Raw genomic sequence first — 12,263 nt, 5'->3', positions numbered from 1 at the left:
ATACAAACAACATTTATGGAAGTGGAGGAACAAAAAGTGAAGAAAAACTATGTTAAAAAATTAGGGTTGGGTTTATTGTCACTTGGTATTTTAGGTGGATTAGCAGCTTGTGGTAATGGAAAAGCTGATACAGCTAGCGGTGGAAATGATGAAAAAACATTAACTGTATCGGTAGATTCTGGTTATAAAGATTACATCAATGAGATCAAAGGTGATTTTGAAAAAGAGAATGATGTCAAAATCAAGCTAGTTGAAAAAGATATGTTCGATCAATTAGAAGCGCTTTCTTTGGATGGACCTGCCGGTAAAGGACCAGATGTGATGATGGCAGCCTATGATCGAATTGGTGCGTTAGGACAACAAGGCCATTTAGCGGAAGTCAAATTAGGAAATGAAGCCGACTATGACGAAACAGATAAAGCACAAGTGACCTATGACGGAAAAATTTACGGCGAACCAGCGGTGATCGAAACATTAGTCTTGTACTACAACAAGGATCTAGTAGATGCAGCACCAACCACTTTCAAAGAATTAGAAAATCTAGCCAAAGACAAACGCTTTGCCTTTGAATCAGAAGCAGGAAAAAATACTGGATTCTTAGCAAAATGGACTGATTTCTATTATTCTTATGGTTTACTAGCAGGCTATGGCGGGTATGTTTTTGGTGACAACGGAACTAATCCATCAGATATTGGTCTAAATAATGCAGGATCAATCGAAGGAATCACTTATGCTACAAACTGGTTCCAAAATGTTTGGCCAAAAGGGATGCAAGATATCAAGAGTGCAGGCGATTTCGTTAGCCAACAATTCATGTCTAACAAAGCAGCAGCAATCATTGATGGTCCTTGGCAAGCACAAACTTATAAAGACAACAAAATCAATTATGGGGTAGCAAAAATTCCAACATTGAACAACGGCGAATCTTATCAACCGTTTGGTGGAGGAAAAGGTTGGGTAGCAAGTAACTATTCTAAAAACAAAGAATTATCACAAAAATGGTTAGACTATGTGACAAACACAAAAAATCAAGAAAAATTCTTTGAAATGGTCAATGAGATTCCAGCCAATCAAGCAGCACGTGAAACAGCTAAATCAAAAAATGATGAATTGACAACTGCGGTGATTGATCAGTATGAAACTGCGCAAGCAATGCCAAATATTCCAGAAATGGCTGAAGTTTGGACTGGTGCTGAAAACTTAATGTTTGATGCAGCTTCAGGTTCTAAATCGCCAAAAGAATCTGCTAACCAAGCAGTGAAAACCATAAAAGAAGCGATTGAGCAAAAATATTAAAAGTAACAAAGCGATCTCTATTCACGATCAAATGGATATTTTTACTAGATGTGGTGATAGTAGACCACTAAATCTCATTTGGTCAACCAAATCATAAAACAAGTCATGGATCAATAGGTGAAACAGTTGAACGGTGTATTTTCTTTAACTGTTTCACATTGATTCGTGTGAATAACATCCACGAGCAGAGTTTTTTATAGCAACTGAGTGAGGACTACAAATGAATGGAAAATGGTTTTTGATAGCAATTATTGATGACTGTCATGGATAGCTACTATTTATAGCTACTATTTATAGTTACTATGTATAACTGCTATGAATAGTTACTTATAGATGGCTATTATGGATAGCCGACTGATTCATTTCCTTGCGCAAAGAATAAAATAGTAGTACTGGGGGTATCGTTATGCAAGACGAACAAAATAATATCAATGTAAGAAAAATTACACTTATGTCTCTCATACCTGGCTTAGGGCAATTTGCTAATGGTCAAGCGTTCAAAGGAATCGTATTTCTAGGTATTTTCGTAGCATTTATTCTACAACTGATAGTTGGTGGCTTCCACTCTTTGATTGGCTTAGTCACACTGGGAACGGTTCCGATGGAGGATCACTCCTTATTTATTTTGATTCAAGGAACGCTGCAACTAATCATTACGGTTATTTTTTTTATTTTCTATGGACTGAATCTGTTAGATGCCAAACGTGTCGCAGTTTTACGCAAAGAAGGTAAGAAAATCAACCGAACGATGAAGGAAGTTATACATAATATTGGTGATGAGGGTTTTCCTTATTTGCTTACACTTCCAGCCTATCTTTTGATGATTTTTACGATTATTTTTCCAGTTCTAGTCACATTATTTACAGCATTTACCAACTATGATTTCAAACATATCCCACCTGCTAGTTTGATTGATTGGATCGGAGTAAAAAACTTTTTTAGTATCTTCTTCTTAAGTTCTTACCGTAATACCTTTTTCTCTGTGTTTTCTTGGACTGTTATTTGGACACTATGTGCAACGACACTTCAAATCACATTAGGTATTTTTACAGCCGTTATTGCTCACCAAAAATTTATTAAATTTAGACGTTTTTTTGGTATTATTTTCCTTTTACCATGGGCGGTACCAGCATTTATAACAATTATGAGTTTCTCTAATATCTTCAATGATAGTGTGGGGGCGATCAACACCCAAGTGATTCCTTTTATCAATCATCTGCCATTCGTAGACATTAGCGCGATTTCATGGAAAACAGATCCATTTTGGACGAAAGTTGCGATCATTATGGTTCAAGGGTGGTTAGGATTCCCTTATATCTATGTCATGGTAACAGGTATTTTACAATCCATTTCTGAAGATTTATATGAAGCAGCAAAAATCGATGGTGCAAATGCTTGGAAACGTTTCTCTAATATCACGTTACCGGCTATTTTTCTAGTAGCAGCGCCAACGTTTATTACTCAGTATACTGGTAATTTCAACAATTTCTCGATGATTTATTTATTTAACAACGGTGGTCCTGGAAGTGTAGGAGGGGGCGCAGGTTCAACAGACATCTTGATTTCTTGGATCTATAAACTAACGACGGGAACCTCGCCACAATACTCCATGGCTTCAGCTATTACACTAATTATTTCTGCAATTGTCATTTGTGTTTCTTTACTTGTGTTTAAAAAGACTAATGCATTTAATATGGAGGACTAAGCGATGAAACAATTTAATTCAAGTGCTAAATTCCAACGAAGATTGTCACAATTCTTGACCTATGTTTTTTTGATTCTTTTGTCGATCATCATTATCTATCCATTGTTGATTACAGCCAGTACAGCATTTAAATCAGGTAATATCGCTGCTTTTAGTCTGGATTTATCCAGTGACTGGACACTAGAAAATTTTAGACGGCTATTCTCAGAAACGTTATATGGTACTTGGTATAAAAATACCTTGATTATTTCCATTTTAACAATGGTTATCCAAGTGACTGTTGTAACTTTGGCAGGTTACACTTATAGTCGTTACCGTTTCATTGGGCGCAAATCAAGCTTGATGTTTTTCCTGGTGATTCAAATGGTTCCAACGATGGCTGCATTGACCGCTTTTTACGTCATGGCTTTTCTACTTAACGCCTTAGATCGATACTGGTTCTTAACAATGATCTATATTGGTGGGGGAATTCCGATGAATACTTGGCTAATGAAAGGTTATTTTGATACTGTTCCACTTGATTTAGATGAATCTGCTAAATTAGATGGAGCTGGTCATTTCCGGATTTTTCTACAAATCGTTTTACCGTTAGTTAAACCAATGATTGCCGTTCAAGCATTGTGGGCCTTTATGGGACCGTTTGGAGACTTCATGCTCGCTAAATTTTTACTACGCACACCAGAAAATCAAACAGTGGCAGTTGGTTTGCAAACATTCATTTCTGATGTGACAAATCAACGGGTTTCATTATTTGCCGCAGGAGCGATCCTCATTGCATTACCGATTTGTTTATTGTTCTTCTTTTTACAAAAAAACTTTGTCACTGGTTTGACTTCTGGTGGCACAAAAGGTTAGGAGCAGGTGTTGATGCAAACATTTCCTTTGAATTACTTTTCTCATTTAAATAGTCCTAGACGTCTTTTTGCTGGTAGAAGACAGTTGTCATGGCCTAAATTGAGTCTGATCTTTCTTTTCTTGGTCGCGTTGATGGTTATGCCGATTACCATGTATTATACCAATCAGGTAAAAGCAATCCCTATGGAGCAATTTTTGACAGTTCACCAACTAATTGATCAAGATGGAGTAAATAAATTTTCAGAATTACCCATGGAGAATGGGCAAATAAATCACTCACCAATAACGATTTATCAGAATAACGAAATACTGATTGGGTCAGGATTGACGAAAGAACAAAAAAACGAAAAAAACGCCTTTATTGATTTCGCAAAAAATCATTGGACAATCCAACAAAAAGAACAGGGGCGTATAAGAACCTATCAAATGAATTACCAAGCGTCTTTCAATCCCGAATCAGTCCGAACGCCACAAGAGTTTCAAGCATTTTTAGAACAGGAATTTTACGCCAGTAATCGTCCAATGATTATTTTATCTTATAGTATGAGTTTAGGAATCATCTTATTAATAATGACTAGCTTCATTTTATTTGGTGCTTCTTTCTTTTTATGGCTAACTAGAAAGAGTCGTTTTTCTTCCATCCAAACATTCAAAGAAAGTGCCAATTTAATGTTGAATGTGATTGGAGTTGGCTCCATTATTGCCACGATTGTTGGATTCTTTTATTTTGATTTTGTTTTGATGTTAGGTATTCAATCAACTGTTTCAGTTCTTTTATTGCTATGGATTTTTGCTAAAACTGGCTTTAAAGATGAAGTCAAGGCCTAAGATCATCAACTAATTATGAGAAATTAAATGTGAAAATAATGAAAATTTGATAGGTAACAAAGATTTTTTTCTGAAAAATACCCTTCTGAGTTGATTCTTTTAATTTTTAGTATTAACGTTAAATAGTAGCAATTCTAAGGAGGAAAATCATGTTAGAAAAAACAGTATATAATCAATTATTTTCACGTTCTTTCTCCCTTCCAGTCGAAGTTACCTACTGGGATGGTACGACAAAACGCTATGGAGATACTGACAATCCTCCCCAAATCAAAATTAAGATCCATGAAGAAATACCAATGAAAGAAATCACAAATAACGCCTCTCTAGCTCTAGGTGAAGCTTACATGGATCATCGTATTGAGATTGAGGGAAGTATTCAAGCGTTGATCAACGATGCTTACCAACAAGCAAACAGCTTTTTAAGAGGGAGCGACTATTTAAAATGGCTTCCTAAAAAGCAAAAACACACAAAAAAACAAAATCAAGCAGATATTCATGCACATTATGATCTAGGAAATGATTTTTATGAAATGTGGCTAGATCCAACATTAACCTATTCTTGTGCTTATTTTGAGACACCTGAAGATACATTGGAACAAGCCCAAATCAATAAAGTCCACCACATCTTAGATAAACTTTTTATCAAGGATAATGATACGTTATTAGATATCGGTTGTGGTTGGGGAACCTTGATGTTTACAGCTATCAAAGAATACAATGTAAAAGCAACTGGTATTACCTTGAGTGAAGAACAATATAACCATATTACTAATCGGATCAAAGAAGAACATCTGGAAGATAAATGTCGGGTCTTATTAATGGATTATCGTGATCTAAAAGATGAAACGTTTGATCATATTACAAGTGTCGGGATGTTTGAACATGTGGGAGCAGACAACTTAAAAGAGTATTTTGGTGTCATCCAAAAATTACTAGCTCCTAAAGGAACAGCGTTGATTCACGGTATTACTCGTCAGCAAGGTGGGGCAGTTAATGCTTGGATCAACAAATATATTTTCCCGGGTGGATACATTCCAGGATTAGCAGAAATCGTAACAGATATTACGGATAATGATTTACAGTTAATTGATTTAGAAAGTTTGCGCCGGGACTATCAGCTTACTTTAGAACATTGGACAAATAATTTCCATAAAGTACAAGACAAGGTAACAGAAACTATGGGCGATTCCTTCTATCGAATGTGGGATCTTTACCTTCAAGCTTGTGCAGCATCTTTTGAATCAAGTAACATTGATGTTATCCAATACTTACTTGTTCAACCAAGTAATAATGATCTTCCAATGCATCGTGCATAAGGGGAGAAACCTAATAAAAAATATGAATTAAGATTCGCATGAAAAGAGGCTTTGAAAGAAGCAACTCCTCCCTTATTATTGAGGAGTTGCTTCTTGAACACCGCGAATCAGAGGTCGTAAAAACATCGGGTAGCTCTGATGACAATAAGAAAGAATTTTTTGAAACAGCTTCTCATGTTTTGAAAAATTCAGGCTTATTTCAAGGAGCTGATGTTTGAACACCGTTTATTCGTTTTTAGAGATACTAGAAGAGACTGAGACAACTTTTGTCCCAGTCCCTTTTTTTTGTGTGAAAATGTCTAATGCTGGCCAACCTATTTTTTAGATTTTTTATTAGCTAAAAAGGAGATGATTATCGAGCTGATTTTGCCCATAGAATAGAACAGATATTGAAAGAGTAACCGTGCTAAACTGTATTTTTTGATGAATGAAAATGAAAAAATTATGATAATCAAAATTTCATAGACTATATGTGTCGTTCAATAAAGTGAAAAAAGATTTTCCATCAGTTCTCACTCTATGTATATAATCATTAAGTAAATATTGTTATTTTTTATCTATATTTAAATAAAAAACAATACATATATTTTCGTTGTTATAAAAGCATTTATAGAACATTAAATAACAATTGTATATAAATAAATCGTTCATCAAACCTCCATATTGTGATATTATAAACATGAGCTGTGGGTGGCTAGTTTACTCAAGTTCAAGTAAAACGAGGGAGGTGAAAAGAGTGGAAAAAATTCTTATACCATTAAAACAACATGTAGGCGCTTCATCAAAGAGTATGGTAAAAATAGGCGAATATGTGCAACGTGGACAAAAAATTGCTAAACCAGATGGATTAGGAGCAAACATTCATTCTAGCTTTTCAGGCGTTGTATCAGAAGTAACCAACGATCAGATTGTGCTAAAGATTGATGAAAAGCAAAATTTTTCAAGTTATCTTCCTATTCCAGAAACATCCTCTTATATTCAAGCAATCAAAGAAGCCGGAATTGTCGGAGCTGGTGGAGCTGGGTTTCCGACAGATATAAAATTATCTTGTGAAATACCAGAAGGCATCTTTATCGCAAATGGTGCAGAATGTGAAGCTTTATTACTTCACAATGTAAAGCAAATGAAAAGTCAAATCAAACAATTGATTCGTGGAATAAAGTATTGCATGAGCATTACGAAAGCACCCAAAGGAATCATTGCCGTTAAAGAAAAACATCGAGAGTTAGTCATACAATTGTTAAAGTTTACCAACAATGAACCGACAATAGATGTTTACCAATTACCTGACATCTATCCTGCAGGCGATGAACGTGTAGTGATTCGTGAAGTGTTGAACATCACTTTAGACCCTGGTCAACTGCCAATCGAAATCGGAGCAGTAGTGGATAATGTTGAAACAATTAAACGCATTGTCGAAGCGATTGAACAGCGAAAACCATTTATTGATAAAGATCTTACGGTATCTGGTCGTGTAAAACAAAAGAAAACAGTCTTTAAAGATGTCCCAATTGGAACACCTGTCAAGCAATTAATTGATCAAGTTGGAGGTTTTATTGAGCCCCATGGAGAAATTGTGATCGGTGGACCAATGACTGGTCATAGCGGCACGGAAGAAACCCCCATTACGAAAACCAGCGGAGGGGTATTGGTTGCTATGCCATTTCCTCAAGAACATCGAAAAATAGGACTATTACTTTGTGAATGCGGCGGTTCAGAAGAAAGAATGACTGAAATAGCTGAAAACATGGGTGCTGAAGTTGTTGCTACACAACGCTGTAAGCGAATGGTAAAAGTGAATGGAAGATATAGATGTACCTTGCCAGGTATATGTCCAGGACAAGCACAAACAGTCTTTGCTTTGAAAAAAGCAGGTGCTGAAGTTGTGATGACTGGAACTTGTTCTGATTGAACGAACACCGTTATTGGTGTAGCTCCTAGGTTAGGAGTTCCGGTTTATCATCATACAGATCATGTACTTCGGGCAGATGGGCACAGACTATATCGTAAATTACCTACAACGAAATAAATTTAAATTTTAGGAGGATTTAACGAATGTCTATTACGGCTGAAACTGCCCAAGAACATGCAAAAGATCTAGCTGTACTCTGTTGTCGTGCGGAAGCAGGCACAGTGATTACGCCAGAAAATCTAGAGGACCCCGCAATTTTTCTTGATCTGGAAGAATCAGGGTTGCTTGAATTTTCTGAAGATGTGTTAACAATTGAACAAGTACTTGGTACAACATTAAAAGAAACAACGGATGCGTTGATTCCATTGACAAAAGAATTACTGGAAGGTGTATCTGAAGGAATGAAAGAAGTTCATTTAAATGAAAAAAAAGAAGTTGAGACTTCTGAAACAATTGCGACGCCAATTCAAACTGCTTCATCTTCTGTAACAAGTGGTCAGACTATTAAAATTCATATTGCTGAAGGAAAAGGAATTGATTTAGAGCTTCCTTTAATGATGGCTACTCAGTTAACCGAAACGGTAAATCCTGAACCGGAATCAATAATTCCTGAGCAAGTAACGCCAGTAATACCAGCACCGGTTTTGGAAAACTCAAATCAGGTGAAAGAAAAAGTGATTCGTTCTGTACGACATGATCATCTAAAAATTGATCAGGTGATTTTTGGGGAAGAAACAAAAATCGAAGGAACAACTTTAATTTTACGAAAAATGACAGAAATTTGTGCTGAAGCAGTTGAACTGGAACAGCTCGTTGAAGATATGACTTTAGAAATCATTACACCAGATAAATACACTGAATATAGTGAAACGATTATGGACGTTCAGCCAATTGCCGCAAAAGTTGAAGGTGATCTTGGGCATGGAATTACCCGAGTACTGGATGGTGTCGTCATGGTTGTTACAGGGACGGATGCTAATGGAGTTCAAATCGGTGAATTTGGTTCTTCTGAAGGAGAATTAGATCGTAACATTATGTGGGGACGACCTGGAGCACCAGATAAAGGAGAAATCTTTATTAAAACCCAAGTGACAATCAAAGAACACGCGAATATGGAACGTCCGGGTCCGCTAGCCGCTCACAAAGCTTCTGATTACATCACTCAAGAAATTCGTGAAGCCCTCAAAAAAGCGGATGAATCATTGGTGATACATTCAGAAGAAATTATACAGAAACGTCGAATTGGCAATAAGAAAGTTTTGATCATCAAAGAAATAATGGGGCAAGGTGCGATGCATGATAATTTGATTATGCCCATCGAGCCAGTTGGAACATTTGGCGCAAAACCAAATGTTGACCTTGGCAATTTGCCAATCCTATTGGCACCAACAGAAGTATTAGATGGAGGAATCCATGCGTTAACTTGTATTGGACCGGCTTCGAAAGAAACTTCACGCCATTATTGGCGGGAACCGCTTGTTAAAGAAGCAATGGCAGATGAAGAAATTGATTTAGTCGGTGTTATGTTCGTCGGCTCTCCACAAGCGAATACTGAAAAATATTATGTTTCAAAACGTTTAGGAATGACTGTCGAAGCCATGGACATTGATGGTGCCATTGTAACCACTGAAGGTTTCGGAAATAATCATATTGATTTCGCTTCTCACATGGAAGAAATTGGAAAACGTGGAATCAAAGTGGTTGGCGACTCTTATAGTGCTGTTCAAGGAGCCTTAGTTGTTGGTAATTCTGAAATGGGCGCAATGGTTGATAATAATAAATCAAAACAAGGGATTGAAAATGAAATTTTATCAAATAATACCTTGTGTAGAGAAGACGCCATTCGTGATTTAGCTATGTTAAAAACGTTAATGGGTGGAGGAACAATTAAACCAGCTGAACGTAAATGGAATCCGAATGTCAAACAAAACAACATTGAGATTATCGAAAAAACAACAGGAAGAAAAATAGACCTGGAAGAAAATGAACAATCTTTGCCGAAAAGTAAAAAACGTCAAGAAATTTATGAAAAAGAATAAAATAAGGTGCAAAATGGATAGAATCGAAAAATTAAAGTATGTCTCTACTGAACAAATGTTTGAAGGGATACTTGTTGAAGTTCGAGATGCGAGCGTAACTATTGATATCAAAGGACGACTAGGTCAATTAAAAATTCCGCGGCGCATGATTATTTCAGAGTACGATTTAAAAATAGGACAAGAAGTTGGATTTTTGATGAGTTATCCAGAGGTTTTGGAAGAAGCAGCCAATACTCATTACGTTGAAGCAATCACAGAACATGAACGTCGACGTTTAAAAAATCAACAGAAGAAAATAAAAATGAGAGAGGAAAATGAGTAGATGAGTTTAACAGTATTCGAAGGATTACAGTCAGAAATTTTTGTACCAATCACACCCAAATCCGTCTTTACGCCCGTTAAAAAAGAGCTGAAAGAGATGCGGATTGCTTTAGCAACGGCAGCTGGTGTCCACTTAAAAAGTGATACACGTTTTAATTTGGCAGGAGACACAACGTATCGTGAGATTCCAGATGGAGTACCAAGTGAAGATTTAATGGTCTCACATGGTGGATATGACAACGCAGACGTTAATCGGGATGTCAATGCAATGTTTCCGATTGACCGATTACATGAATTAGTAAAAGACGGCTTTATTAAAGAAGCTGCCCCTGTACATTATGGCTTTATGGGAGGCGGCGGTGACCAAGATGCCTTTAATGAACAGACGGGACCAGAAATCGCACAAAAACTCGTAGAAGAAGAAGTTGACGCAGTTGTTTTAACTGCTGGTTGAGGGACCTGTCATAGAACTGCCGTGATCGTGCAGAGAGCAATTGAGGAAGCAGGGATTCCTACTATTTTAATCGCCGCATTACCACCAGTAGTACGGCAAAATGGTTCACCTAGAGCTGTAGCACCACGTGTACCGATGGGCGCTAATGCCGGAGAACCACATAATATTGACATGCAAACGGGTATTTTAAAAGATACTTTAGAAAGCCTAGTTTCAATTGAAACACCAGGGAAAATTGTGCCATTACCTTATGAATATATCGCTCATGTGTAAAGAGGGATCAGCATGCAAGGAGAAACATTAAAAATGAAAGTTTTCCATATGGAAAAAGTTTCCATAGGAAATCAATTTAAGCTTGATCACAACCAACTACAGATAAAAACTGAATTTGATTGTCTGTGTGAGGATGTCAAATCCTTGACGATCCGATTGTTAGAGCCAGATCAGTTAGACCTAAAAACAAATACTATTATGGATATTTTACCAATTTCTGCTAAAGTATTAGGCGTTTTGGGGACGGGTATCACCCATACATTAACGGGAGTGTCGGTCATAATGACCGGCACAATCGATGAGGGTGAACAGCTCCATGAGTTTGGTTCTTCTGATGGTGTATTGCGTGATCATTTATTTTTAAATCGACCGGGCACACCTAACGCAGAGGATTACATTATTTTGATTGACTTACTTGTCAAGAAAGGAACACCTTTCGATCGTGAGTTATGTTTAAAATTGTTTCGGATAGTTGACAATTATCTGCAGGAAATCCGAGAACAATTAAAGTTGCTAGATGGTAAGGAAGCAACGGAAACACATGTCTATGAAGAAATAAGAAATCCGGGAAAGCCAAAAGTGACGTTGGTCAAGCAGGTAGCTGGCCAAGGTGCGATGTACGATATGTTATTATTTCCAGATGAACCTAGTGGGTTTAAGGGCGGTCATTCGATTATCGATATGAATAATATGCCCATCTTTTTATCTGCCAATGAGTATCGTGATGGTGCCATTCGTTCAATGGTCTAATTGTTAGAAAAGGGGATTTTTATGGGAATAGGACCATCAACTAAAGAAACTTCGATGCACCTTTTTAAAGATCCTTTACTGGATGTTTTAAGCAAAGATCCTGACATTGATTTCCAAGGTGTTATTATTATTGGCACGCCTCAAAGCAATGAAATGAAGCATCTAGTCGGACAACGAACAGCTACTTGGCTAGAAGCGATGGCTACAGATGGCGTTGTTTTATCAACAGATGGTTGGGGAAATTCAGACATCGATTTTGCCAATACCCTAGAAGAAATAGGTCGTCGTGGCATCAGTGTTATTGGGCTCAAATTTATTGGGAAACAAGCCAAGTTTGTCGTAGAAAATGATTATACAAAATATGTGCTGGATTTTAATAAATCACAAGCAGGGATTGAAACGGAAGTGGTTGGAGAAAATACGATCACTTTCTATGATGCAGTTAAAGCGCTCGCTTTTATAAAATTAAAGATGCGTAAAGATAATCAAAAATTGAAGTAACGTGGAGGTTAGT

General features: G+C 36.9%; 11 protein-coding genes. All 11 read left to right on the top strand.

The window, feature by feature from the left end:
• Positions 1-36 precede the first annotated feature (36 nt).
• Complete coding sequence (locus IGL28_RS06780) at positions 37-1,296, top strand: extracellular solute-binding protein (RefSeq protein WP_010737611.1); 1,260 nt, start codon at positions 37-39, stop codon at positions 1,294-1,296.
• A gap of 406 nt (positions 1,297-1,702) precedes the next feature.
• Entirely contained in the window at positions 1,703-3,001 is a 1,299-nt protein-coding gene (locus IGL28_RS06775) for a carbohydrate ABC transporter permease (protein WP_010719129.1), read from the top strand.
• A 3-nt stretch (positions 3,002-3,004) separates the two neighbouring features.
• Positions 3,005-3,856, top strand: a complete 852-nt coding sequence (locus IGL28_RS06770) for a sugar ABC transporter permease (protein WP_010719130.1) — start codon at positions 3,005-3,007, stop codon at positions 3,854-3,856.
• 12 nt (positions 3,857-3,868) lie between these two features.
• Positions 3,869-4,684, top strand: a complete 816-nt coding sequence (locus tag IGL28_RS06765; protein WP_053765999.1) for a maltodextrose utilization protein MalA — start codon at positions 3,869-3,871, stop codon at positions 4,682-4,684.
• Between the two features lie 149 nt (positions 4,685-4,833).
• The gene (locus IGL28_RS06760; protein WP_010719132.1) at positions 4,834-6,000 is read left to right on the top strand and encodes a class I SAM-dependent methyltransferase; all 1,167 of its coding nucleotides are present in this window, start codon (positions 4,834-4,836) and stop codon (positions 5,998-6,000) included.
• A gap of 736 nt (positions 6,001-6,736) precedes the next feature.
• Positions 6,737-8,029 (top strand): proline reductase-associated electron transfer protein PrdC, encoded by a 1,293-nt coding sequence (gene prdC / locus IGL28_RS06755; protein ID WP_376115777.1) that lies wholly within the window; start codon positions 6,737-6,739, stop codon positions 8,027-8,029.
• A gap of 26 nt (positions 8,030-8,055) precedes the next feature.
• A complete protein-coding gene (prdA, locus tag IGL28_RS06750; protein WP_081127579.1) occupies positions 8,056-9,951 on the top strand; it encodes a D-proline reductase (dithiol) proprotein PrdA in 1,896 nt (631 codons plus the stop codon).
• 13 nt (positions 9,952-9,964) lie between these two features.
• Positions 9,965-10,273, top strand: coding sequence for a CBO2463/CBO2479 domain-containing protein (locus tag IGL28_RS06745; protein ID WP_010719135.1), 309 nt, complete (start codon positions 9,965-9,967; stop codon positions 10,271-10,273).
• Positions 10,274-10,999: a D-proline reductase (dithiol) protein PrdB gene (gene prdB, locus IGL28_RS06740; RefSeq protein ID WP_080292465.1), complete on the top strand. Its 726-nt coding sequence runs from the start codon at positions 10,274-10,276 to the stop codon at positions 10,997-10,999.
• Positions 11,000-11,011: 12 nt separating this feature from the next.
• Positions 11,012-11,749, top strand: coding sequence for a proline reductase cluster protein PrdD (prdD, locus tag IGL28_RS06735; RefSeq protein WP_081127581.1), 738 nt, complete (start codon positions 11,012-11,014; stop codon positions 11,747-11,749).
• 21 nt (positions 11,750-11,770) lie between these two features.
• Complete coding sequence (locus IGL28_RS06730; protein ID WP_034698007.1) at positions 11,771-12,250, top strand: glycine/sarcosine/betaine reductase component B subunit; 480 nt, start codon at positions 11,771-11,773, stop codon at positions 12,248-12,250.
• Positions 12,251-12,263: the final 13 nt, after the last annotated feature.

The organism is Enterococcus sp. AZ077, from assembly GCF_051714965.1.
Taxonomy (GTDB): Bacteria; Bacillota; Bacilli; order Lactobacillales; family Enterococcaceae; genus Enterococcus_B; species Enterococcus_B hirae.
Note: the sequence above shows the minus strand (reverse complement) of the source record. Positions and strands in the feature narration are given on the sequence as shown.

Bases quoted from the DNA above. Each gene is read 5' to 3' on its own strand.
- IGL28_RS06775 (WP_010719129.1), top strand. From the start codon at position 1,703: ATGCAAGACGAACAAAATAATATCAATGTAAGAAAAATTACACTTATG.
- prdA (WP_081127579.1), top strand. From the start codon at position 8,056: ATGTCTATTACGGCTGAAACTGCCCAAGAACATGCAAAAGATCTAGCT.
- IGL28_RS06730 (WP_034698007.1), top strand. From the start codon at position 11,771: ATGGGAATAGGACCATCAACTAAAGAAACTTCGATGCACCTTTTTAAA.
- IGL28_RS06745 (WP_010719135.1), top strand. From the start codon at position 9,965: ATGGATAGAATCGAAAAATTAAAGTATGTCTCTACTGAACAAATGTTT.
- IGL28_RS06765 (WP_053765999.1), top strand. From the start codon at position 3,869: ATGCAAACATTTCCTTTGAATTACTTTTCTCATTTAAATAGTCCTAGA.
- prdD (WP_081127581.1), top strand. From the start codon at position 11,012: ATGCAAGGAGAAACATTAAAAATGAAAGTTTTCCATATGGAAAAAGTT.
- IGL28_RS06760 (WP_010719132.1), top strand. From the start codon at position 4,834: ATGTTAGAAAAAACAGTATATAATCAATTATTTTCACGTTCTTTCTCC.
- IGL28_RS06770 (WP_010719130.1), top strand. From the start codon at position 3,005: ATGAAACAATTTAATTCAAGTGCTAAATTCCAACGAAGATTGTCACAA.